The sequence below is a fragment of the Streptomyces sp. CB02400 genome, assembly GCF_001905725.1.
GTDB classification, from domain to species: Bacteria; Actinomycetota; Actinomycetes; order Streptomycetales; family Streptomycetaceae; genus Streptomyces; species Streptomyces atrovirens.
In genome coordinates this window covers 91,389-114,583 of sequence record NZ_LIWB01000005.1, presented here as the reverse complement: position 1 = coordinate 114,583, position 23,195 = coordinate 91,389, and the positions used below count along the sequence as shown (strand labels likewise).

Genomic DNA, 23,195 nt, shown 5'->3' with positions numbered 1-23,195 from the left:
CGCGCGCCGTTCACCGGCCGGGCACGCGCCGGACACCCCGGCCGTGCCCTGCGTACTGCGCTTTCCGCCCGGGCCCGGGGACGGGGACGGGGCCCGGCTCTGCGGGAATGGAACACGACCCGGTGCACTTCGTCCATACCTGCGGCAGGGATTCACCCCTTGTTTCAACTTCTTGCCTCAACAGGCCGCCCGGACCGGCCCGTCGGGGCACCCGCAGGGCCTGTTCCACGTCCTCCAGGGAGAGGACGGCCGCTGTTCCGTCCGGTCACCCGTGAGATCCGTCCCCCGTCACCCGCCCTTACCCCGCACGACCACGATCCGCCCCGGCCCAGGAGGAACCGTTGCCCTCAGTGGAACCCCTCAGTGAACGGGACGACGCCCTGCGGCTGCTGGCCGCGGAGGCCGAACGCGCCCGTGAGGGATCGGGCCGCCTGTTCCTGCTGCGCGGCGCCACCGGCACCGGCCGCACCGCCCTCCTGAGGGCCGCCGCACAGCAGGCGGCGGACCGGGACATGTGGGTGCTGCGGGCCCGCTGCACCCCGGAGAACAGCGGTACGGACTGGGGCGTCGTCCACCAGCTCTTCGGCGCGGAGGCGGACTTCGTCGACTCCCCGGCGGACCCCGGTACTTCCCGGACCGCGCACCACCGGACACAGTCCGCGCTGCTGTGGCGGCTGCTGGAGACGTACGCGGCCGAGGCCCCGCTGTTCGTGGCGGTCGACGACGTGCACGCCGCCGACCCGCTCTCGCGCCGCTGGCTGGCGGAGGCGGCCCGGCTCGTCGACGGGCTGCCGGTGCTCCTGGTGGTCACCGAGCGCAGCCAGTACGACATCGACCCGCCCGGCGCCGGCATCGCCCACGGGCTCTCCCCCGCCCTCGCCCGCACCCACACCCTCGCCCCGCTGAGCGACGGCGCCGCCACGGACCTGGTCCGCGCCGCCTTCCCCGAGGCCGCGCCCGACCGGGTGGCCGACTGCGTACGGGCCGGGGCGGGCAACCCGCTGCTGCTGCGCGCCCTGCTGGAGGACCTGTCGTCCGGGGGCACCACCGACGGGTCCGCCCCGCCGGCGGCACTGCCGGACACCTGCGCCGCGCTGTATCCGGGCGCCTACCCGGACGCCGTGTCCTGGTGGCTGGCCGGCGCGGGCGGGGCGACGGCCGGGGTCGCCCGTTCCCTGGCCGTGCTGGAGAGCGGGGAAGCGGACGACGGTGCCGCACGGGCCGCACGGGCTCCGTCCGCGGACGGCACCGTGCCCGCGCGGAACCGGTACCCGGGGTGCCGCCCCGCCGAACGCCGCGACACCCAGGCCCGGATCATCGCCAGGATGGCCCAGGCGGACACGGACCGGGTCGCGGGCTGGCTCACCGCGATGACCCGCCTGGGTCTGCTGCGCCAGGACGCGGACGGCCCGCACCGGTACGCGCACCCGCTGCTGCGCGACGCGGTGCTGAGCGGCTGGACGAGCGGCCGGCGCAGGGCGGCCCACCGCACCGCCGCCGAGGAGCTGATGCGCGGGGGCGCCGAGGTCGCCGTGGTGGCCGGACACCTGTCGCACGCTTCCGCGGTGGCCGAGCCCTGGGCCGTCGACGTGCTGGTCGAGGCCGCGGCCGACGAGGTCCGCGCCGGCTGCCCACGGGGCGCCGTGGCGTTCCTGAGACGCGCCCTGGACGAGCCCATGGCGCCCGTCCGCCGGGCCACCGTCCTCATCCAGCTCGGCTCCCTGGAGTGCGCCGAGTACCCGTCCGGCGGCATCGCCCGGCTCGCGGAGGCCGTACGGCTGCCGGGCGGGTCCCGGGACCTGGTGCGGGCGATGGTGGCCCTGGCCACGGCACTCGTCCGCAGTGGGGAGACCCGGGCGGCGCTGCGCATGCTCCGGGAGGAGGAGCACCGGCTGGCGGACCGGCCCGACCTGGTGCGCACGCTGCGCGCCGTCGCCGTACTGATGTCCGACGAGGAACTGGGCGCCCTGCGCAAGGAGTACCGGCGGCGGGCCGGGCCGGACGGGGGCACCCCGGACCTGCTCGGCGCGGCCCACCGGATACTGAACGTGCGGTACGAGGCGACGGCCGGCCTGATCTCCGCACGGGACGCGATGGCGCAGATCCGCACGCTCCTGAAGGGGCCGGCCGACCCGATCGCCGAGCCGTTCCTGTTCGGCACGGCCGCCGCCGTGGCCCACTGGGCGGACGAACTCGACGAGGCCGAGCGCCTGGTGCGGCGTGCCCTGGACACGCTGGACTCCTTCCTGCTGCACCCCATGCACCACGTCCTGCTCGACCTGCGCGTGGATCTCGCGGCGGCCCGCGCGGACTTCGACACCGTGCTCGCCGACCCGAGGGCTCGGTCGTCCGGGGCCGGGCCGTCCGGGCCCGGGCCCACCAGCGCGCACACGCAGGCCGTGATCGCGCTGGTGGAGACGGGCCGGCTGGAGGAGGCCGCCCGTCTCGTGGACGGGTTCGACCTGCGGACGGCACCGGACTCCTGGCGGACCCACCGCTTCCTGTACGCGCGGGGGGTGCTGCGCGCCGCATCCGGCGACCCGGCGGCGGCGCTGGACGACTTCCTGGAGTGCGGACGGCGCCAGGCGGCCCGTGAGGCGTTCAGGTCCGTGGTCGCCCCCTGGCGCGTCGCCGCCGCCGAGTGCGAGCTGGCGCTCGGCCGGCCGCGGGAGGCGCTGGCCCTCGCCGAGGAGGAACTGCGGCTCGCCGAGGTGTGGCACACCCCGCGCGTACGGGGCCGCGCGCTGCGCGTGCTGGGCGAGGCGACGGGCGGCCGGCGCGGCCTGGAACTCACCGGTCGCGCGGTCGGACTCCTGCGCGGGGAACCGGCCGGAACGGAGCTGGTCTCGGCCCTGATCTCCCACGGCCGGCTGCTCAGCACTCTGCGGGAGCGCTCCCACGCGCGGGAGTCGCTGCGCGAGGCGGTGGAACGCGCCGAACGCCTCGGCGCGGTCCGGCTGCGCACCGTCGCCGAGGACCTGCTCCGCGAGGGCGGCGCCCGCCGCGCCGGCGCCCCACGCACCGGCCCCGCCGCCCTCACCGGCAGCGAACGCCGCATCGCCGGCCTCGCGGCCGAGGGCCGTACGAACGCGGAGATAGCCGCCTTACTGCACCTGGCCCGCCGCACAGTGGAAACCCACCTGACAGCCACCTACCGCAAACTGGGCATCACCCGCCGCACGGAACTGCCCGGGGCCCTGCCCCCTGCCCCACCCGGCGCCTCGGCCCGCGCGGGCTGACCCGCGGGGACGGGCGGCCCCGTCGTACGGCGGCGGGGGCCGCCGCACCGGACTCCCCGCGGCTCTGCTCCCGGTCCCGCCCGGTGCCCTGGCCCGCGCGGGCTGACCCGCGGGGGCGGGCGGTCCCGTCGTACGGCGGCGGGAGACCGTCGACCGGGCTCCCCACGGCCCCCTGCCCACGGCCTGGACGGGCTGAGGCGGGGGCGGGCGGTCCCGTCGTACGGCGGCGGGTCCCGCCGCACCGAACTCCCCGCGGCTCTGCTCCCGGTCCCGTCCGGTGCCCCGACCCGCGCGGGCTTGTCGTGCGGTGGCGGGGGAGTGCCGGAGGAGCCGGCAGGGCGCGTGGGTACGGCGAAGGGGCCGCCCTTCCGGGCGGCCCCTTCGGCGGAGTGTCGCGTTACTTCACCGGCTCCGGTTCCGGAGCGCTCTCGCTCTCCTCGTCGCCCGCCGGGTCGGCCGGGGTCTTGACGGACTCCAGCAGGAGCTGGGCGACGTCGACGACCTGGATGGACTCCTTGGCCTTGCCCTCGTTCTTCTTGCCGTTGACCGAGTCGGTCAGCATGACCAGGCAGAACGGGCAGGCCGTGGAGACGATGTCCGGGTTCAGGGAGAGGGCCTCGTCGACGCGCTCGTTGTTGATGCGCTTGCCGATCCGCTCCTCCATCCACATCCGGGCGCCGCCCGCGCCGCAGCAGAAGCCGCGCTCCTTGTGGCGGTGCATCTCCTCGTTGCGCAGGCCCGGGACCTTGCCGATGATCTCGCGCGGGGGCGTGTAGATCTTGTTGTGGCGGCCCAGGTAGCACGGGTCGTGGTAGGTGATGATGCCCTCGACCGGGGTGACCGGGATCAGCTTGCCCTCGTCCACCAGGTGCTGGAGGAGCTGGGTGTGGTGGATGACCTCGTAGTCGCCGCCGAGCTGCGGGTACTCGTTGCCGAGGGTGTTGAGGCAGTGCGGGCAGGTGGCGACGATCTTCTTCGCCGACTTGGGCTTCGCCGACTCGGGCACGATCTTGCCGTCGTCGTCCATCTCCTCGCCGAAGGCGGCGTTGAGGGACATGACGTTCTCCATGCCGAGCTCCTGGAACAGGGGCTCGTTGCCGAGGCGGCGGGCGGAGTCACCGGTGCACTTCTCGTCGCCGCCCATGATCGCGAACTTGACGCCCGCGATGTGGAGGAGTTCCGCGAAGGCCTTGGTGGTCTTCTTCGCGCGGTCCTCCAGGGCGCCGGCGCAGCCGACCCAGTACAGGTACTCGACCTCGGACAGGTCCTCGATGTCCTTGCCGACGACCGGGACCTCGAAGTCGACCTCCTTGGTCCACTCCAGGCGCTGCTTCTTCGCCAGGCCCCAGGGGTTGCCCTTCTTCTCCAGGTTCTTGAGCATCGTGCCCGCCTCGGACGGGAACGCCGACTCGATCATCACCTGGTAGCGGCGCATGTCGACGATGTGGTCGACGTGCTCGATGTCGACGGGGCACTGCTCGACGCAGGCGCCGCAGGTGGTGCAGGACCACAGGACGTCCGGGTCGATGACGCCGTTCTCCTCGGCGGTGCCGATCAGCGGGCGCTCGGCCTCGGCGAGGGCCGCGGCGGGGACGCCGGCCAGCTGCTCCTCGGACGCCTTCTCCTCGCCCTCCATCGTCTTGCCGCCGCCGGCCAGCAGGTACGGGGCCTTGGCGTGCGCGTGGTCGCGCAGGGACATGATCAGGAGCTTGGGGGAGAGCGGCTTGCCCGTGTTCCAGGCGGGGCACTGCGACTGGCAGCGGCCGCACTCGGTGCAGGTGGAGAAGTCCAGCAGGCCCTTCCAGGAGAACTGCTCGACCTGGGAGACGCCGAAGACGTCGTCGTCACCGGGGTCGGTGAAGTCGATCGGCTTGCCGCCGGACGTCATCGGCTGGAGCGCGCCGAGGGCGGTCCCGCCGGTGGCCTCCCGCTTGAACCAGATGTTCGGGAAGGCGAGGAAGCGGTGCCAGGCCACGCCCATGTTGGTGTTGAGCGAGACCACGATCATCCAGATGAAGGACGTCGAGATCTTGATCATCGCGAACAGGTAGACCAGGTTCTGCAGCGCGGCGACGCTCAGCCCCTTGAAGGCCAGGACCAGCGGGTACGACGCGAAGTACGCGGCCTCGTACTGGTCCACGTGGTGCAGTGCGCCCTCCAGGCCGCGCAGCACGTAGATGGCCAGGCCGATGGTGAGGATGACGTACTCGACGAAGTACGCCTGGCCCGCCTTGGAGCCCGCGAAGCGGGACTTGCGCCCGGGGCGCGAGGGCAGGCTCAGCAGGCGGATCACGATGAGCACGGCGATGCCCAGGATCGTCATCACGCCGATGAACTCGATGTACAGCTCGAACGGCAGGAAGCCGCCGATGACCGGCAGCACCCAGTCGGCCTCGAAGAGCTGGCCGAATGCCTGGGCGAGGGTCGGCGGCAGGGTCAGGAAGCCGACGGCGACGAACCAGTGGGCGATGCCGACGACACCCCACCGGTTCATGCGGGTGTGGCCGAGGAACTCCCGCACCAGGGTCACACTGCGCTGGTAGGGATTGTCGGTCCGGGCGCCGGCCGGGACCGGCTGGCCCAGCTTGAAGTACCGGACGAACTGGCCGATCGCGCGTGCGAGCAGCGCGACGCCGACCACGGTCAGGACCAGCGACACGATGATCGCGGCGAGTTGCATGGGGGCTCCTCGGGCCTGCGAGGGGTTCGGAGAGGGGTTTCGAGAGGGTTTTTCGGGTCTTCTGCGGGGGCTCCACTACGGCTTCCCCGAAATTACTAAGCGGTAACTTATGCAGTCCGTTCGAGATTACCCCCATCTCCGGTCGCACTGTAGCCGGGCACGGGGTGATCTGAATCGCTCAGGGTTGCCTATGGCGGCACCTCCGGGGGTGTCCCGAATGGCGTCCGGGATCCGATCGTGTTATTCACGCTAAATCGGTCCATACGCCCCTAACTTATATCCGTGCTCTACGGGATCGCCGCCGCCGCCACCGCCCTGCTCCTCTCCGCCCTCCTCGCGGAACTGCTGCGGGTCCCCGCCCTGCGCCTGGGGATCGTGGACCGCAGACGCCGTCTGGCGCTGCCGCTGTCCGGGGGAACGGCCGTCGTGCTCACGACCGCGCTGGTGGCGGGGCTCGGCGACCGGGCGGGACATGCCCCGCTCGGCACCGGGATCGGGCGGCTGCTGGCCGCCGGGGCCTGGATCGGCGTACTCGGGCTGGCCGCCGACGTGTGGCGGCTGCGGTGGTGGGTCCCGCTCGCCGGTACGGCCGTGGCGGCGGCGCTCGTCGTGCCGTACGCGGAGACCGGGGTGGTGCGGGGGGTGCTCGCCGTGGGGTGGGTCGTGGTGGTCACCGCCGCGTTCCGGGGGCTCGACCACGCCGACGGGCTGGCCGGCACCGTGGGGGCGGTGACCGCGTTCGGGGTGGCGGCCTGCGCGGCGGCCGAGCTGATGGACGGGATCGCGGTTCTGCTGAGCGTGCTGGCCGCCGCGCTCGCCGGTTTCCTGCTGCACAACTGGCATCCCGCGCGGGCCGGTCTCGGGGCGGGCGGCTCGCTGTTCACGGGGTTCGTGGTGGCCTCGGCGGCGGTGTTCGTGCGGGCCGGGCAGGGAATCGGGGCCGGTGCCGGGGTGTTGTTCGCCCTGACGGCCGTGGTGTGCGCCGACGCCGTACTGGTGCTCCTCGCGCGGCGGCTGTCCCGGTGGCCGCTGACCCGCGGCCGGCCGGACCACCTCGGGCACCGGCTGCGGCGGCTCGGACTCGCTCCCCGCGCGGTGGTCGTGCTGCTCGGCATCGGCGCGCTGGGAGGGGTACTGGTGGGGGTGGGCGCGCACACCGGACGGGTGTCCGGGGGTGCGGTGGTGTGGGTGGCGGCGGTCGCCGCAGTGGTCGTACTCGCGCTCGTACGCCTTCCCGTCACCCCTGTTTTTCGTCCCCGTCAACGGTCTGCCGAGGTATCGCCGCAGGTCAGGGAGCGGTTGCGTGTAAGGAACGGATAAGAGTTGAGCCTGCTCGACTCAGCTCTGTTGACCCCGCGCCGGGTGTCATGCATGCTTGAGTCCGTTCCACTCAAGTCAGTTGGAGGAATCGAAATGGCACGTGCGGTCGGCATCGACCTGGGCACGACTAACTCCGTCGTCAGCGTTCTGGAGGGCGGCGAGCCCACCGTCATCACCAACGCCGAGGGCGCCAGGACCACGCCGTCCGTCGTCGCCTTCGCCAAGAACGGCGAGGTGCTGGTCGGCGAGGTGGCCAAGCGCCAGGCGGTCACGAACGTCGACAGGACCATCCGGTCGGTCAAGCGCCACATGGGCACCGACTGGAAGATCGAGCTCGACGGGAAGCCCTTCAACCCGCAGCAGATCAGCGCCTTCGTGCTGCAGAAGCTGAAGCGCGACGCCGAGTCGTACCTGGGCGAGAAGGTCACGGACGCGGTCATCACCGTCCCGGCGTACTTCAACGACGCCGAGCGCCAGGCGACCAAGGAGGCCGGCGAGATCGCCGGTCTGAACGTGCTGCGCATCGTCAACGAGCCGACGGCCGCCGCCCTGGCGTACGGCCTCGACAAGGACGACCAGACCATCCTCGTCTTCGACCTCGGTGGCGGTACCTTCGACGTCTCCCTGCTGGAGATCGGCGACGGTGTCGTCGAGGTGAAGGCCACCAACGGTGACAACAACCTCGGTGGTGACGACTGGGACCAGCGCGTCGTCGACTACCTGGTCAAGCAGTTCCAGTCGGGCCACGGCGTGGACCTCGGCAAGGACAAGATGGCGCTGCAGCGTCTGCGCGAGGCCGCCGAGAAGGCGAAGATCGAGCTGTCCTCGTCCACCGAGACCTCGATCAACCTCCCCTACATCACCGCGTCCGCCGAGGGCCCGCTGCACCTGGACGAGAAGCTCACCCGCGCCCAGTTCCAGCAGCTCACGGCCGACCTCCTGGAGCGCTGCAAGACGCCGTTCCACAACGTCATCAAGGACGCCGGCATCCAGCTGTCCGAGATCGACCACGTCGTTCTCGTCGGTGGCTCCACCCGTATGCCCGCCGTCGCCGAGCTCGTCAAGGAGATGACCGGCGGCAAGGAGGCCAACAAGGGCGTCAACCCGGACGAGGTCGTCTCGATCGGTGCCGCTCTCCAGGCCGGTGTCCTCAAGGGCGAGGTCAAGGACGTCCTGCTGCTCGACGTCACCCCGCTGTCCCTCGGCATCGAGACCAAGGGCGGCATCATGACCAAGCTGATCGAGCGCAACACCACGATCCCGACGAAGCGCTCCGAGATCTTCACCACGGCCGAGGACAACCAGCCGTCGGTGCAGATCCAGGTCTACCAGGGCGAGCGCGAGATCGCCGCGTACAACAAGAAGCTCGGCATGTTCGAGCTGACCGGTCTGCCCCCGGCGCCGCGCGGCGTCCCGCAGATCGAGGTCTCCTTCGACATCGACGCCAACGGCATCATGCACGTCACGGCGAAGGACCTCGGCACCGGCAAGGAGCAGAAGATGACCGTCACCGGCGGCTCCTCGCTGCCGAAGGACGAGGTCGACCGGATGCGCCAGGAGGCCGAGAAGTACGCGGAGGAGGACCACGCCCGCCGCGAGGCCGCCGAGTCCCGCAACCAGGGCGAGCAGCTCGTCTACCAGACCGAGAAGTTCCTCAGCGACAACGAGGACAAGGTCCCCGGCGACGTCAAGACCGAGGTCGAGACGGCCGTCGCCGAGCTGAAGGAGAAGCTCAAGGGCGACGACTCCGCCGAGATCCGCACGGCCACGGAGAAGGTCGCGGCCGTCTCCCAGAAGCTGGGCCAGGCCATGTACGCCGACGCCCAGGCCGGGCAGGCCGCCGGTGGCGCGTCCGCCGGTGCCGGTGAGGCGAAGGCCGACGACGACGTCGTCGACGCCGAGATCGTCGACGAGGACCGCAAGGACGGTGCGGCGTGACCGAGGAGACCCCGGGCTTCGACGAGCAGTCGCAGCAGCCCGACGTCCCCTCCGACGAAGCCGAGCCGAAGGCCGCCTCCACACCCTCCGCGGAGGAAGGGGCGGCCCCGGCCGGGGACACGGGCCAGGAAGCGGCACTGGTGGCCCAGCTGGACCAGGCGCGCACGGCGCTCAACGAGCGCACGGCCGACCTCCAGCGCCTCCAGGCCGAGTTCCAGAACTACCGCCGCCGGGTCGAGCGCGACCGGATCGCCGTGAAGGAGATCGCCGTGGCGAACCTCCTGAGCGAGCTGCTCCCCGTGCTCGACGACGTCGGCCGCGCGCGGGAACACGGCGAGCTGGTCGGCGGCTTCAAGTCCGTCGCGGAGTCGCTGGAGACGGTCATCGCCAAGATGGGCCTCCAGCAGTTCGGCAAGGAGGGCGAGCCCTTCGACCCGACGATCCACGAGGCGCTGATGCACAGCTACGCGCCGGACGTCACCGAGACGACGTGCGTGGCGATTCTGCAGCCGGGGTACCGGATCGGCGAGCGCACCATCCGCCCCGCGCGGGTGGCTGTCGCCGAGCCGCAGCCCGGCGCGCAGACGGTCAAGCCGGCCGAGGAGAGCACCGAGGCGCAGGACGGACCGTCGGAGAACAAGGAGAGCGGTGGCCCGGAGGAGGGCTGACGTAATAGCTGACGCAGGGAAGGAGGGACGTCGGGGATGAGCACCAAGGACTTCATCGAGAAGGACTACTACAAGGTCCTCGGCGTCCCCAAGGACGCCACCGAGGCCGAGATCAAGAAGGCGTACCGGAAGCTCGCCCGCGAGTTCCACCCGGACGCCAACAAGGGCAACGCCAAGGCGGAGGAGCGGTTCAAGGAGATCTCCGAGGCGAACGACGTCCTCGGCGACCCCAAGAAGCGCAAGGAGTACGACGACGCCCGCGCGCTCTTCGGCAGCGGAGGCTTCCGGCCGGGGCCGGGCGCGGGCGGCGGCGGCTCCTTCAACTTCGACCTGGGTGACCTCTTCGGCGGTCAGGGCGCCGGCGGCCAGCAGGCCGGCGGCGGCTTCGGCGGCGGCCTCGGTGACGTCTTCGGGGGCCTGTTCAACCGCGGCGGCGCGGGCACCACGCGTACCCAGCCGCGGCGCGGCCAGGACATCGAGTCCGAGGTGACGCTCAGCTTCACCGAGGCGATCGAGGGCGCGACCGTCCCGCTGCGGATGTCCTCGCAGGCACCCTGCAAGGCCTGTTCGGGCACCGGCGACAAGAACGGCACACCGCGCGTGTGCCCGACCTGCGTCGGCACCGGCCAGGTGGCGCGGGGTTCCGGCGGCGGCTTCTCGCTCACCGACCCCTGCCCCGACTGCAAGGGCCGCGGTCTGATCGCGGAGGAGCCCTGCGAGATCTGCAAGGGCAGCGGCCGGGCCAAGTCCTCGCGGACCATGCAGGTGCGCATCCCCGCGGGCGTCAGCGACGGCCAGCGGATCCGGCTGCGCGGCAAGGGCGCTCCGGGCGAGCGCGGCGGCCCCGCCGGGGATCTGTACGTCGTCGTGCACGTCGGCGCCCACCCGGTGTTCGGCCGCAAGGACGACAACCTCACCGTCACGGTCCCCGTGACGTTCGCCGAGGCCGCCCTCGGCGGCGAGGTCCGGGTGCCGACGCTGGGCGGTCCGCCGGTCACGCTGAAGCTGCCGCCGGGCACACCCAACGGGCGCACCATGCGGGCCCGGGGCAAGGGCGCGGTCCGCAAGGACGGCACCCGCGGCGATCTGCTGGTCACCGTGGAGGTGAGTGTTCCCAAGGACGTGTCGGGGAAGGCTCGTGACGCACTCGAGGCGTATCGCGAGGCGACCGCGGACGACGATCCGCGGGCGGAGCTGTTCCAGGCCGCGAAGGGAGCTTGATTTCAGATGGACGGCCGTCGACGCAATCCGTATGAACTGACCCAGGACACCCCGGTCTACGTCATTTCGGTGGCGGCCCAGCTCTCCGGCCTGCACCCGCAGACACTGCGGCAGTACGACCGGCTGGGTCTCGTGTCGCCGGACCGCACGGCCGGCCGGGGCCGTCGTTACTCGGCCCGTGACATCGAACTGCTCCGTCAGGTGCAGCAGCTGTCGCAGGACGAGGGCATCAACCTGGCCGGAATCAAGCGCATCATCGAACTGGAGAACCAGGTCGCCGCCCTCCAGGCCCGTGCGGCCGAACTGGAGAACGCCCTGGACGGGGCGGCCGCGGCGATGCGGCAGCGCGAGGCCGCGGTGCACGCCTCGTACCGCCGTGACCTGGTGCCCTACCAGGAGGTGCAGCAGACCAGCGCGCTGGTGGTGTGGCGGCCCAAGCGGCAGCAGCCGGACTGAGGCGCCGGCCCGGAAACCGCGAGAGGCCCGGAGGTCCACCGAACCTCCGGGCCTCTCGGCTTATGCACAGTTGCGTGTGTGACTATCGTATGGCTGCGTGTCCAGATGATTCTCGCCGGACGTCCGCAGGTCTCTCACGAGTTCGGCGCACCGTGCTGTGTCCATCTCGTTAAGTGGCCGACCTTGACTCCGGTGGGGGCTGAAGCGTTGGCTTTTCAGTCACATGGGCCGCAAAGCTGTGCCCACGTCCAAAACGCACCTGAAGTGAGCCCTCGCATGCGTCGTATCGCCATATCCGTGGCCGCCACCGCCATGTCCGTCACGCTCGTCGGATGCGGCGCGCTCAACGCGACGGGGAGCAGCGACGACGCGAGCCCGACCAAGGGCGACGACATCACCGTCGGGCTGCTGCTCCCGGAGAAGGGCAACACCCGGTACGAGCAGTTCGACTACCCCATCTTCAAGACGAAGGTGGAGTCGCTCACCAACAAGAAGGGCAAGGTCGAGTACGCCAACGCCGAGGCGGACGCCGGCAAGCAGGCCGACCAGATGCAGCAGATGATCGACGACAAGGTCGACGTCATCGTGCTGGACGCGGTCGACGCGCACGCCATCGCGGACGGCGTGCAGAAGGCCAAGGACGCGGGCATCCCCGTCATCGCCTACGACCGTCTCGCCGAGGGACCGATCGACGCGTACATCTCCTTCGACAACGAGCTGGTCGGCGAGGTGCAGGGCCGTTCCCTGCTGGAGTCGCTCGGCGGCGAGGCCAGCATCACCGACAAGATCGTGATGATGAACGGTTCGTCGACCGACCCCAACGCCAAGCAGTTCAAGGCGGGCGCGCTCTCCGAGCTCAAGGGCAAGGTGACGATCGCCAAGTCCTACGACACCAAGGACTGGAAGGCGGAGAACGCCCAGGCCAACATGGCCGAGGCGATCGACGCGATCGGCGCGGGCGACATCGAGGCGGTCTACTCCGCCAACGACGGCATGGCGGGCGGCATCGTCAAGGCGCTCAAGGCCGCCGGCGTGACCGAGATGCCCCCGATCACCGGCCAGGACGCCGAACTCGCGGCGGTGCAGCGCATCCTCGCCGGCGAGCAGTACATGAGCGTGTACAAGTCCTACCCGGACGAGGCCGAGAACGCCGCCGAGATGGCCGTGGCGAAGGTCCAGGGCAAGGACATCCAGTTCGACTCGCTCACCCGCGAGCGGGTGGACAGCCCCACCACCAAGGACATCCCGGCGCAGCTCGTGCCCGTGGTCGCGCTGACCAAGGACAACATCGAGGACACCGTGGTCGCCGACGGGATCTACGACGTCTCCGACATCTGCACCGCGGAGTTCGCGGCGGCCTGCGAAGCGGTCAAGCTGAAGTAGCCGCCACCCCGTCGATATCCGGCCACCCGCCGGTCCCCCGACCGGCGTCGGGTCCTGCCCGTGTTGCACAGCCGGTTCCGGCCGCGCATAGTTGCGCTGCGGAAAGTGGCTGAACCGGGGGTGGGATGGGCGATGGCCGGGCACGGGACGGACGGGCATCCACACGGTGCTGACCGACTGTGCGAGGCCGGGGATCGCGTGTATTCCCGGGCCGTACGGCGCGGACGGCTGCCGCGCCGGGACGCGGAGCCGGTGCCCTGCCTGCTGGAGCTGGCCCTGCTGCACCCCGACCCCGACGACATGGACTGGCTCGTCCCCACCTCCCCGCAGGAGGTCATGACCCGGCTGCTGCGCGGGATGTACGACGAGGTGAACGCGAGCCGGCGCCGGGTCGGCTCGGCCGTCGAGGCCTTCGAACGGTACGCCGGTCTGGGCCACCGGACGCCCGCCTCACCGTCGGCGGCGGAGGGCCCGGCGATCCGGGTGCTGGACGGGCTCGCCCGCATCCAGGCCGCGATGGACGAGGCGACCCAGGCGTGCACCACCGAGGTGCTCACCGTCCAGCCGGGCGGCATCCGGCGCGAGGCGGAGCTGTCCGAGGGCCTGCACCGGGCGACGGCGCTGCGCGGCCGGGGCGTGCGCATGCGGGACCTGTACACGCATGTCGCCCGGCACGGGCACGGACTCCTCAGCTACCTGGAGCTGATGGGTGACGCGGTGGAGGCGCGCACCCTGGACGAGGTGATCGAGCGGCTGATCCTCTTCGACCGCACGGTCGCCTTCATCCCCGCCAACGCCGAACGCACCATGGCGCTGGAGCTGCGCCACCCGGCGCTGGTGGAGTACCTGGGCACGGTCTTCGACCGGCTGTGGCGGCTCGCCATCCCGCTGACCGCCCCGCTGCCCGACACCGGCATCGAGGGCATCTCGCACCGGGAGCAGTCCATCGCGGCCCTGCTCGCGGAGGGCCACCAGGACGCGGTGATCGCGGAACGCCTCGGCATCAGCGTGCGGACCTGCCGGGCGCACATCGCCCGCCTGTCGGAGACGCTGGGCGCGGCCAGCCGTACGCAGCTCGGCGTCCGTATCGCCCAGGCCGGCCTGGACGGCTTCCGGAGCCCCGCCGTCACCGCGCCCGGTCGAGGATCCCGGACCGCCCGATGAGATAGCCGAGCTGCGCCCGGCTCCGGCTGCCCAGCAGCGCGGCGAGTTTGGCGATGTGGACGCGGGCGGTGCGGATGTTCATCCCGAGCCGGTCGGCCACGACGGCGTCGGTGTGCCCCTCGACGAGCAGTTCGGCGATGGCACGCTGGCGGGGCGTGATGCCGTCGACGGAGGGCTGCGGGACGGTCTCCGGGTACATGGGGGTGGCCAGCCGCCAGAGCCGGTCGAAGGTGGTGGCGAGGTATCCGACGATCGCCGGGTGCCGCATCTCCAGCGCCGTGGCGCGGTCGGCGCGGGCGGGGACGAACGCGACGGCGCGGTCGACGACGATGAGCCGGTCGGTGACCTCGTCCAGGCCGCGGGCCTCGACGTCGCCGTGCAGCCGCTCGTAGCGGGCGGCGATCCCGGGGGCGTGCCGCAGCGTGTGCTGGTACAGGACGCGGATCCGGCCACCGCGGCTGAGCAGTGCCTGGTCGCGCCGGATCGCCGGCTCGTCGGAGACCGGGGCGGCGCGGACGTACGTGCTGCGGGGCTGGATGGCGAGGAGCTCGGAGGCGTCGGTCATCGCCTCGTCGATGGCCTGGCCGATGTGTTCGCGCGTGGTGTGGAGCGTGAGCGCGGGTGCCGTCCGGGCGTCGTCGGGTCCGTCCGCCAGCAGCGGCGCGAACACCCCGGCCAGCCGCTCCTCCCGGCGCCGCTCGTCGGCGATCCGGTCCGCGGAGGCGCGCAGCAGGCGGTGCAGGCCGACGTGCGGCGCCACGGGTTCCCACGCGTCCTGGTCGTCCACCGAGGGGTGCAGCAGGCCCAGGTCGGCCGGGCAGGGCACCGCCCGCGCCTCCAGGGCGGTCACCCGTCCCTCGCGCAGGGCGCGTTCGTACAGGGCGGCGCCCGTGGCGCAGAGCTCCTCCGCCCCGTGCTCCGCGTGCGCCGGCGAGGTCACTGCGGTGTTCCCTCCTGGTGGAGGATCCCGGACTCCGCGATGAGGTAGCCGAGCTGGGCCCGGCTGCCGCTGCCGAGGGTGGCGGCGAGTTTGGCGATGTGGGCGCGGCACGTCCGTACGTTCATGCCGAGGCGGCGGGCGATGGCCTCGTCCACGTGGCCCTCCACCAGGAGCTTGGCGATGGAGTGCTGTATCTCCGGTATGCCGTCGGGCGCGGTCTCGTAGGGGGTGCCGGCGGTCAGCGGGACCGCGCGGCTCCACATGAACTCGAAGACCTTGCTCAGGTAGCGGACGAGGCCGGTGTGCCGCAGCTCCAGGGCGACCTGGCGGTCGTCGCGCACGGGGATGAAGGCGACCGTCTCGTCGCAGATGATGAGGCGCTCCACCAGCTCGTCGATGGTGCGGTACTCCGCCCTGCCGTTGGCGAACTGCTCGACGTAGGAGAGGCGTTCGGGGTTGAAGCGGGCGGTGTGCTGGTAGAGGGTGCGGATGCGCACGCCGCGTTCGACGAGCAGCCGGTCGCGCTCGAACCCCTGGAGCAGGCTGCGTTCGGGCCGGTGCCCGCTCGGCTGGACGGTGAGCATCTCCGTCCGGCACTGGGCGGTGGCCAGGTCCAGCGCGCTGTTGATGCGGTCGTTGCCCTCGAGCACGGTGATCGAGTGGGTGGGCGCGATCTCCTGGGCGCTCAGGGACATGAAAGGCTCGAAAGTGTCGGCGAGTTCTATCGACAGGCGCCGGCGTTCGGTGATCTCCCGCTCTATGGGGCTCAACCGCTGGGAGAGCGCGATGGAGGGGAGCACCGGACGCAACCACTGCGCGTCGTCGGGATCGGGATGAAGGAGGGCGAAGTCCATCAAGCAGGGCGCGGGCTCCACGTCGGCGCGGGCGATACGTCCCGCGCGGAGGGCATTCGCGTACAGTCGCACCCCCTCCTCGCACAGCTCGGTCACCGCGTGAGGATGTGCCGCCTTGGTCTGTTTCGTTCCCAAATCTCCACCCCACAGGGTCCTGAACATGCAGGAACATGATGCACCGATCGTGTGGCCATGATGTGCCCGAATGAGCCATCGTCGTACTGGACGGGGGACAGAGGGGACCTTCAAGTGAGGACGAAGCCGACTATGAGTAAGAAAATGCTTCGCTCGGTGCTTGTCGCCGCCTTCTCCGTCGGTGTGGCCTTCGGAATAGCGGGCGGCCTCTCCGAGGCGAAGGTGGACGTCAGAGCGGACAGCGTGTGGCCGCCGATCGTCGCGCCGATCGTCGCCGAGGACGCGGTCATGGCCGACAGTGTGTGGGCCGGCCCCGCGCGTACGGATGACAGCGTGTGGGCTTGACATGACTACTCCACCCGACGACCGCTCCTTCCGCCGGGAGATGGCGACCGCCTACCGGTCCGGATGGCACTTCATCGATCTGGTCACCGCCATCCCCCACAGCGGTGACTCGTTGATGGTGACCGTCTTCGGTGAGCCGGTCGTCGTCACCCGCGACGAGGACGGGGACGTACGGGCGTACCGGTGCCTGCGGCGGCCCAGGGGGGCACCGAAGCCCGTACGGTGTGCCATCCGGTACGGAATGATCTTTGTGAACCTGGACCAGCGGGACCACCGGCAGGTGGAGTCGGACTCCCCTGTCCCCCGGACCATCTCGGCCACCCCCCGCAGTGCCTGACGCGATTCCCCCGTCGTAAAAGATCGCGCAGGTGCTTCCCCCCGCAGCGGCGTCACCGTGACCTGAACACGGTGACGCCGCTGCAGTTTTCCGGGACATTTCCGGGTATCGACCCGATCGCGCGATGGCCGGAAGTCATCGCTCGGTGTACGAACCGCAGGGCAGGCCTCACCCGCGCCCCATCGCGCGCGTGAGCGCGATCTCGATGACCACCCGCGACGGATTCGGCCGCGGCGTCCGCCCGTAGCGCTCCGCGTACCGCCGCTCCGCCTCGGCGACCCGCTCCCGCTCCGTACGGACCACCGCCCGCCCCTCCAGCGTCGCCCACCGCCGGCCGTCCACCTGGCACGCCGCGACGAGGGCGCCACCGTCCCCCGCCGCCAGCACGTGCCGCACCTTCGCGCTCGACTTGTTCGCGACCACCCGGGCAAGGCGCGCCACGGGGTCGTACGTCACCGCGACGGGCACCACGTGCGGGGTGCCGTCCGGACGGAGGGTGGTCAGTGTGCACAGGTGCTTCTCGCGCCAGAAGCTGAGATACGACGCGTCCGGATCGCCCGGATCTACCGAGTACGAGGTGGCCATGGACCGGAACTTAGTCCCCGCCGCACTCCCGTCCGCCACCTTGAGTGGAATAGACTCAAGTTTGTGTACGCTGACCGAGTCAGCCGCGAAGGCCGCTGAAGGGTCACCGCAAGGAGGAGAACGGACACGTGGACGCCGAGCTGACCAACCGGAGCCGGGAAGCGATCCAGGCCGCAGGGAACCGGGCCGTGACCGAGGGACACCCCGACCTCACCCCCGCCCACCTGCTGCTCTCCCTGCTCGCCGGGCAGGAGAACGAGAACATCACGGACCTGCTCGCCGCGGTCGACGCCGACCAGGCCGCCGTACGCTCCGGGGCCGAGCGCGTCCTCGCCGGCCTGCCGAGCGTCACCGGGTCCACCGTCGCACCACCCCAGCCCAACCGTGAACTGCTCGCCGTCATCGCGGACGCCCAGTCCCGCGCCCGCGACCTCGGCGACGAGTACCTCTCCACCGAACACCTCCTCATCGGCACCGCCGCCAAGGGCGGAGCCGCCGGCGAGGTCCTCACCCGGCAGGGCGCCACCGCGAAGAAGCTCCAGGACGCCTTCCAGAAGGCGCGCGGAGCACGCAGGGTGACCACCGCCGACCCCGAGGGCCAGTACAAGGCCCTGGAGAAGTTCGGCACCGACCTCACCGCCTCCGCCCGCGAGGGCAGGCTCGACCCCGTCATCGGACGCGACCAGGAGATCCGGCGCGTGGTGCAGGTCCTGTCCCGCCGCACCAAGAACAACCCGGTGCTGATCGGCGAGCCCGGCGTCGGCAAGACCGCCGTCGTCGAAGGCCTCGCCCAGCGCATCGTCAAGGGCGACGTCCCCGAGTCGCTGAAGAACAAGCGGCTCGTCGCCCTCGACCTCGGCGCCATGGTCGCCGGCGCCAAGTACCGGGGTGAGTTCGAGGAGCGGCTGAAGACCGTCCTCGCCGAGATCAAGGACTCCGACGGCCAGATCATCACCTTCATCGACGAACTCCACACCGTCGTCGGCGCCGGCGCCGGCGGCGACTCCGCGATGGACGCCGGCAACATGCTCAAGCCCATGCTCGCCCGCGGCGAACTCCGCATGGTCGGCGCCACCACCCTCGACGAGTACCGCGAACGCATCGAGAAGGACCCGGCACTGGAGCGCCGCTTCCAGCAGGTCCTCGTCGCCGAACCGACCGTCGAGGACTCCATCGCCATCCTCCGCGGACTCAAGGGCCGCTACGAGGCCCACCACAAGGTCCAGATCGCCGACAGCGCCCTCGTCGCCGCCGCCACCCTCTCCGACCGCTACATCACCTCCCGCTTCCTCCCCGACAAGGCCATCGACCTCGTCGACGAGGCCGCCAGCCGCCTCCGCATGGAGATCGACTCCTCGCCGGTCGAGATCGACGAACTCCAGCGCGCCGTGGACCGGTTGAGGATGGAGGAAATGGCGATCGGCAAGGAGACCGACGCCGCCTCCCGCGAACGCCTGGAGCGCCTGCGCCGCGACCTCGCCGACAAGGAGGAGGAACTGCGCGGCCTCAACGCCCGCTGGGAGAAGGAGAAGCAGTCCCTCAACCGGGTCGGCGAGCTGAAGGAGAAGCTCGACGAACTCCGCGGCCAGGCCGAACGCGCCCAGCGCGACGGCGACTTCGACACCGCCTCCAAACTCCTCTACGGCGAGATCCCGGGGGTGGAACGCGACCTGGAGGCCGCCTCCGAGGCCGAGGAGGAGGCCGCCAGGGACACCATGGTCAAGGAGGAGGTCGGCGCCGACGACATCGCCGACGTCGTCGCCTCCTGGACCGGCATCCCGGCCGGCCGCCTGATGGAGGGCGAGACCCAGAAGCTGCTCCGCATGGAGGACGAACTCGGCAAGCGCCTCATCGGCCAGACCGAGGCCGTACGCGCGGTGAGCGACGCCGTACGACGGTCCCGCGCCGGCATCGCCGACCCCGACCGCCCCACCGGCTCCTTCCTCTTCCTCGGCCCGACGGGCGTCGGCAAGACCGAGCTGGCGAAGGCCCTCGCCGACTTCCTCTTCGACGACGAGCGGGCGATGGTCCGCATCGACATGTCGGAATACAGCGAGAAGCACTCCGTCGCCCGCCTCGTCGGCGCGCCCCCCGGCTACGTCGGCTACGAGGAGGGCGGCCAGCTCACCGAGGCCGTCCGCCGCCGCCCCTACAGCGTCGTCCTCCTCGACGAGGTCGAGAAGGCCCACCCCGAGGTCTTCGACATCCTGCTCCAGGTCCTCGACGACGGCCGCCTCACCGACGGCCAGGGCCGCACGGTGGACTTCCGCAACACCATCCTCGTCCTGACCTCCAACCTGGGCAGCCAGTACCTGGTCGACCCGGTGACCACCGAGGCGGAGAAGAAGGAGCAGGTCCTGGAGGTGGTCCGGGCCTCCTTCAAGCCCGAGTTCCTCAACCGCCTCGACGACCTGGTCGTCTTCTCGGCCCTCACCGGGCCCGAACTGGCACGCATCGCGAAGCTCCAGCTGGAGTCCCTCTCCCGCCGCCTCGCCGAACGCCGCCTCACCCTGGACGTCACCCCCGAGGCGCTGGAGTGGCTCGCCGAGGAGGGCATGGACCCCGCCTACGGCGCCCGCCCCCTGCGCCGCCTCGTCCAGACCGCCATCGGCGACCGTCTCGCCAAGGAGATCCTGGCCGGCGAGATCAAGGACGGCGACACGGTGCGCGTGGACCGCTTCGAGGACGGCCTCCTGGTGGGCCCGGCGACGGGCAAGACCCTGTAGCCCGCGGGTCCCGACCCGGCCGAGGGGCCGGGTCGGGACCCCTGCCCTCCCACCGACGGCTGATTCGACGGCGGCTGTCGGCCGGGGCAGGTTGCCCGGCACGGGGCAAGAGAGAGAGGGTGGGTGGTACGTCTGGTCTCAGCGACGGCCGGACGCCAGACGACGTAGGAGTGTCCCAGTATGTCCATCGACCCGTCCTCGATTCCCAGTTTCGGGGGCCAGCCCGAGCCGCAGCCCCAAGGACCGGCGGGCCCCGTCGTCCCGGATCAGGACCTCGTGAAGCAGCTCCTCGACCAGATGGAGCTCAAGTACGTCGTCGACGACGAGGGTGACCTCGCGGCGCCGTGGGAGCAGTTCCGCACCTACTTCATGTTCCGTGGCGAGGGCGACCAGCAGATCTTCTCCGTCCGGACGTTCTACGACCGGCCGCACCAGATCGACGAGAAGCCCCAGCTCCTCGAGTCCGTCGACGACTGGAACCGGCGCACGCTGTGGCCCAAGGTCTACACCCACACCCACGACGACGGCACGGTCCGTCTCATCGGTGAGGCCCAGATGCTGATCGGCATGGGCGTCAGCCTGGAGCACTTCGTCTCGTCGACGGTCAGCTGGGTGCGGGCCGCGATCGAGTTCGACAAGTGGCTCGTCGAGCAGCTCGGCCTGGAGCAGGAGATCAACGAGACGGACGACAAGCCCGAGGACGACGAGTAGTCCGTCCTCAGGCATGGCGTGACGAGAGCCCGGTCCGGACAGCCACTGTCCGGACCGGGCTCTTTTCTGCCTCACCTCCCTGCGGGGCGGGCCCTCAGCCTGTGTGCGAGCAGGCCGATCAGTACGGCGTTGACCAGTCCCGACAGGACCACACCGGCGGAGAAGACCAGTGAGCTCAGCCAGGTGGGCGAGGAGTACTCCACGGGTGCCGTCACCAGCAGGGCGAGGAAGCTGAGCGGTGCCGCGGCCATGATGGGCCATATCCCCGCGAACCCCGGGTCCGACGACACGAACACGGCGTACAGGAAGGTTCCCAGCGCCGCCGCGACCACGGCGAGATAGCCGCGCGCGAGCCAGTTGTCCACGGCGGGCGCGAGCAGTGCCCGCGGGGCCCGTGGGGCCCGCGGGCGAGGACGTACGGAGGGTGCCCGGTCCGACTTCCTGGCGAGGGCGCCGAGCGCGGCGGCGTTCACGAGGGCACACAGGAGGGTCCACGCGAACCAGAGGCCGGTGGCCAGCACCTCGACCGGCGGGCTTCCCCCGGTACCGGGCCCGAAGGGGAGGAGCACGGGCAGGAAGGAGAGGGGCGCCGTGAGCAGCATGGGTCCCATGGCGTAAGGGCTCTCCGGGAAGAGGAACATGACCAGGACGCCGAAGGCGAACACGGTCAGATAGCCCCGGGCGAGCCAACCGTCCGTGGCGAGCACGGGAAGTCGCCGCAGACGTGAGCGAGAGGAAGTCGGCATCGAAGGCCCTTCAAGCCGGTACGGATCGGTGATCACCACAGTGACCCGGAGGGCTCGTTCCGGCATGAGTACGACTACTCACCGGCAGGGCGACAGCACCTAGTACGCCGAAGACGCCTCGCGCCTACGCGACTTCGGCGTGGACGGGCCGGCTTTCACAGGTGAGCCGGCGCCTCCGTGGACACCTCCGCCCACACCGTCTTGCTCAGGGGGCGACGAGGCGCCGACCCCCAGGCCCTCGCCGTACTCACCGCACTGTGTCGGGTCGACCCCCGCCTCGTCCTGTCCGTACAGGAGGCCGCACGGCTGGCGCCGGCCGTCTCCCGGTGGCTCGCGGCGGGTCTGGGAACGGTGCGGATCGTCAAGCTGCTGACCGAAGGCCTCCCCGGTCACTTCCTGACCCGTCCGGCGGGCATCCTCGCCTACCGCCTGCGCGAGACACCACTACCCGTCGCCCCCCTCTCGCCGACACACCGTGACGAACGCCCGGCCGTCCTCCCCTTCCAGACCTGCGACGGCTGCGACAAGGCGTTCCGCGCACCGGAACCCGGCCGGTGCCGAGGCTGCCGGCCGGAGAGCCGTCTCCATGCCGCCTGCTGAGCCGACAGGCGGGTGTGCGATCGGCCTCCGGACGGGAAACCTGATGTGCGACGATGCGAAATCGAGCAGCGGACTCGACAGACGGAGGAGGTGGGGCATGACCGACCGGTTCAGGGACGGACTTCTGACCCCCACGGAAACGGCCTCCTACCTGGAGATCCCGCAGTCGACGCTCACCTCGTGGCTGAAGGGCAGGGCCGCCGGGGCACCGCTGGTCCACCAGGTGGAACCACTGCCTCGCAAGGGACAGCCCTCGGTGCCGTTCATCGCGGTGGCCGAGGCGCACGTTCTCCGCTCCCTCCGCACCCTGGGGCTGCGGATGAGCGAGATCAGGGAAGCGGCCACCGCCGTACGGGACGCCTTCGACACCCCCTACGGCCTTGTCTCGAAGCGGATCGCGACGGACGGCGTGGACATCTTCGTCGAGCACGGGCTGGGGGACCTCCGCAGGGCCCGGGACGGTCAGGCGCCCATCCACGAGGTGGTCTCCGGCTACCTCCGCTACCTGAACTGGGAGCCCGACGACGACTTCCCCTCCAGTCTGCGGCTCAGGCAGTACCCGGAGTCCGTCCCCGTGGTGATCGACCCGAGGTTCGGGCACGGGCGGCCCGTCGTGGCCGCCAACCGCGTCGCGGTCAAGGCCATCACCGACCTCTGGGAGGCCGGGGAGAGCGTCGAGGACATCGCGTACGACTTCGACATGACACCCGAGCAGGTGGACGCGCTGTGCAGGGCAGTGGTGCGCCTTGCCGCCTGAGTTCTTCCTCGACCGCAATCTCGGACGTCGCGTCGCGGAAGGGCTGAGGGCGTGCGGCTGGACCGTCCACCGCATCGGGGACGTCTTCCCCGACGACGCGCAGGACATCGCCGACGAGGACTGGATCGCTCACGGCCTCGACCAGTCATGGGTGCCGATCTCGAAGGACGGCCGGATCAAGAGCCGGGACCTGGAGATCCGACCGGTGCTCGAACGGGAAGCGGTGCTCTTCTACCTCGACAACCAGCAGCTGCCCAGCGCCGAGATGGTCGGGCGGTTCGACGCACACCGTGAGGCCATCCACCGGGCCGTGGCCAGGGGCGGTCCCGCGGCCTACGCGGTACGACGTGACCGCATCGAGCGCACCTGGCCGTGAAGAGGGGATCGCCC

General features: G+C 71.1%; 20 protein-coding genes. 15 read left to right on the top strand and 5 right to left on the bottom strand.

Annotated elements, in window-relative coordinates; translation table 11 throughout:
* Nucleotides 1-350: 350 nt before the first annotated feature.
* A complete protein-coding gene (locus tag AMK33_RS14090) occupies nt 351-3,239 on the top strand; it encodes a helix-turn-helix transcriptional regulator (RefSeq protein ID WP_073933153.1) in 2,889 nt (962 codons plus the stop codon).
* A 397-nt stretch (nt 3,240-3,636) separates the two neighbouring features.
* On the opposite strand, the gene AMK33_RS14085 is transcribed toward AMK33_RS14090, so the two are convergent.
* On the bottom strand, nt 3,637-5,919 hold the full coding sequence (locus AMK33_RS14085) for a (Fe-S)-binding protein (protein ID WP_073933152.1): 2,283 nt from the start codon (nt 5,917-5,919) through the stop codon (nt 3,637-3,639).
* Between the two features lie 282 nt (nt 5,920-6,201).
* Here AMK33_RS14085 and AMK33_RS14080 point away from each other — a divergent pair, with 282 nt between their 5' ends.
* The 7 genes from AMK33_RS14080 (at nt 6,202) to AMK33_RS14050 (ending at nt 14,069) form a co-directional block, all read left to right on the top strand.
* Nucleotides 6,202-7,239 (top strand): MraY family glycosyltransferase, encoded by a 1,038-nt coding sequence (locus tag AMK33_RS14080; RefSeq protein ID WP_073933151.1) that lies wholly within the window; start codon nt 6,202-6,204, stop codon nt 7,237-7,239.
* Nucleotides 7,240-7,332: 93 nt separating this feature from the next.
* Nucleotides 7,333-9,177: a molecular chaperone DnaK gene (gene dnaK / locus AMK33_RS14075; RefSeq protein WP_073933150.1), complete on the top strand. Its 1,845-nt coding sequence runs from the start codon at nt 7,333-7,335 to the stop codon at nt 9,175-9,177.
* The gene (gene grpE / locus AMK33_RS14070) at nt 9,174-9,845 is read left to right on the top strand and encodes a nucleotide exchange factor GrpE (protein ID WP_073933149.1); all 672 of its coding nucleotides are present in this window, start codon (nt 9,174-9,176) and stop codon (nt 9,843-9,845) included. Before dnaK ends, grpE begins: the two co-directional genes overlap by 4 nt.
* A 36-nt stretch (nt 9,846-9,881) precedes the next feature.
* On the top strand, nt 9,882-11,066 hold the full coding sequence (dnaJ, locus tag AMK33_RS14065) for a molecular chaperone DnaJ (protein WP_073933148.1): 1,185 nt from the start codon (nt 9,882-9,884) through the stop codon (nt 11,064-11,066).
* A 6-nt stretch (nt 11,067-11,072) separates the two neighbouring features.
* On the top strand, nt 11,073-11,522 hold the full coding sequence (locus tag AMK33_RS14060) for a heat shock protein transcriptional repressor HspR (RefSeq protein WP_073933147.1): 450 nt from the start codon (nt 11,073-11,075) through the stop codon (nt 11,520-11,522).
* A 276-nt stretch (nt 11,523-11,798) separates the two neighbouring features.
* Nucleotides 11,799-12,905, top strand: coding sequence for a sugar ABC transporter substrate-binding protein (locus AMK33_RS14055; RefSeq protein ID WP_201263023.1), 1,107 nt, complete (start codon nt 11,799-11,801; stop codon nt 12,903-12,905).
* A gap of 132 nt (nt 12,906-13,037) precedes the next feature.
* The gene (locus AMK33_RS14050; protein ID WP_073933145.1) at nt 13,038-14,069 is read left to right on the top strand and encodes a helix-turn-helix transcriptional regulator; all 1,032 of its coding nucleotides are present in this window, start codon (nt 13,038-13,040) and stop codon (nt 14,067-14,069) included.
* Here AMK33_RS14050 and AMK33_RS42425 read toward each other — a convergent pair.
* Together AMK33_RS42425 and AMK33_RS42420 are read right to left on the bottom strand one after the other, a co-directional pair.
* Nucleotides 14,032-15,009 (bottom strand): helix-turn-helix domain-containing protein, encoded by a 978-nt coding sequence (locus AMK33_RS42425; protein WP_073933144.1) that lies wholly within the window; start codon nt 15,007-15,009, stop codon nt 14,032-14,034. The two genes, AMK33_RS14050 and AMK33_RS42425, sit on opposite strands and share 38 nt — an antisense overlap.
* Nucleotides 15,006-16,025 carry a helix-turn-helix transcriptional regulator gene (locus AMK33_RS42420; RefSeq protein ID WP_079194862.1) on the bottom strand — a complete coding sequence of 340 codons (1,020 nt, stop codon included), beginning with the start codon at nt 16,023-16,025 and terminating at the stop codon, nt 15,006-15,008. Before AMK33_RS42420 ends, AMK33_RS42425 begins: the two co-directional genes overlap by 4 nt.
* Before the next feature lie 105 nt (nt 16,026-16,130).
* On the opposite strand from AMK33_RS42420, the gene AMK33_RS14035 reads away from it, so the two are divergent.
* Both AMK33_RS14035 and AMK33_RS14030 read left to right on the top strand, forming a co-directional pair.
* Nucleotides 16,131-16,343 (top strand): hypothetical protein, encoded by a 213-nt coding sequence (locus AMK33_RS14035; protein ID WP_327379183.1) that lies wholly within the window; start codon nt 16,131-16,133, stop codon nt 16,341-16,343.
* A 1-nt stretch (nt 16,344) separates the two neighbouring features.
* Nucleotides 16,345-16,680 (top strand): hypothetical protein, encoded by a 336-nt coding sequence (locus AMK33_RS14030; RefSeq protein ID WP_073933142.1) that lies wholly within the window; start codon nt 16,345-16,347, stop codon nt 16,678-16,680.
* A 168-nt stretch (nt 16,681-16,848) separates the two neighbouring features.
* Here the strand turns inward: AMK33_RS14030 and AMK33_RS14025 are convergent, their stop codons facing one another.
* Nucleotides 16,849-17,265, bottom strand: a complete 417-nt coding sequence (locus AMK33_RS14025; protein WP_073933141.1) for a pyridoxamine 5'-phosphate oxidase family protein — start codon at nt 17,263-17,265, stop codon at nt 16,849-16,851.
* A gap of 128 nt (nt 17,266-17,393) precedes the next feature.
* Here AMK33_RS14025 and clpB point away from each other — a divergent pair, with 128 nt between their 5' ends.
* Together clpB and AMK33_RS14015 are read left to right on the top strand one after the other, a co-directional pair.
* Nucleotides 17,394-19,991, top strand: coding sequence for an ATP-dependent chaperone ClpB (gene clpB, locus AMK33_RS14020; RefSeq protein WP_073933140.1), 2,598 nt, complete (start codon nt 17,394-17,396; stop codon nt 19,989-19,991).
* Nucleotides 19,992-20,171: 180 nt separating this feature from the next.
* Nucleotides 20,172-20,702 carry a YbjN domain-containing protein gene (locus AMK33_RS14015; protein ID WP_073933139.1) on the top strand — a complete coding sequence of 177 codons (531 nt, stop codon included), beginning with the start codon at nt 20,172-20,174 and terminating at the stop codon, nt 20,700-20,702.
* Nucleotides 20,703-20,773: 71 nt separating this feature from the next.
* On the opposite strand, the gene AMK33_RS14010 is transcribed toward AMK33_RS14015, so the two are convergent.
* On the bottom strand, nt 20,774-21,448 hold the full coding sequence (locus AMK33_RS14010; RefSeq protein ID WP_073933138.1) for an SCO4225 family membrane protein: 675 nt from the start codon (nt 21,446-21,448) through the stop codon (nt 20,774-20,776).
* Between the two features lie 177 nt (nt 21,449-21,625).
* Here AMK33_RS14010 and AMK33_RS14005 point away from each other — a divergent pair, with 177 nt between their 5' ends.
* The 3 genes from AMK33_RS14005 (at nt 21,626) to AMK33_RS13995 (ending at nt 23,181) form a co-directional block, all read left to right on the top strand.
* Nucleotides 21,626-22,048 (top strand): hypothetical protein, encoded by a 423-nt coding sequence (locus tag AMK33_RS14005; protein WP_383455365.1) that lies wholly within the window; start codon nt 21,626-21,628, stop codon nt 22,046-22,048.
* A gap of 97 nt (nt 22,049-22,145) precedes the next feature.
* Nucleotides 22,146-22,805: a DUF433 domain-containing protein gene (locus tag AMK33_RS14000; RefSeq protein ID WP_073933137.1), complete on the top strand. Its 660-nt coding sequence runs from the start codon at nt 22,146-22,148 to the stop codon at nt 22,803-22,805.
* Nucleotides 22,795-23,181 carry a toxin-antitoxin system, toxin component, PIN family protein gene (locus AMK33_RS13995; protein WP_073933136.1) on the top strand — a complete coding sequence of 129 codons (387 nt, stop codon included), beginning with the start codon at nt 22,795-22,797 and terminating at the stop codon, nt 23,179-23,181. The genes AMK33_RS14000 and AMK33_RS13995 overlap by 11 nt, the downstream gene beginning before the upstream one ends.
* The last annotated feature ends 14 nt before the right edge of the window (nt 23,182-23,195 follow it).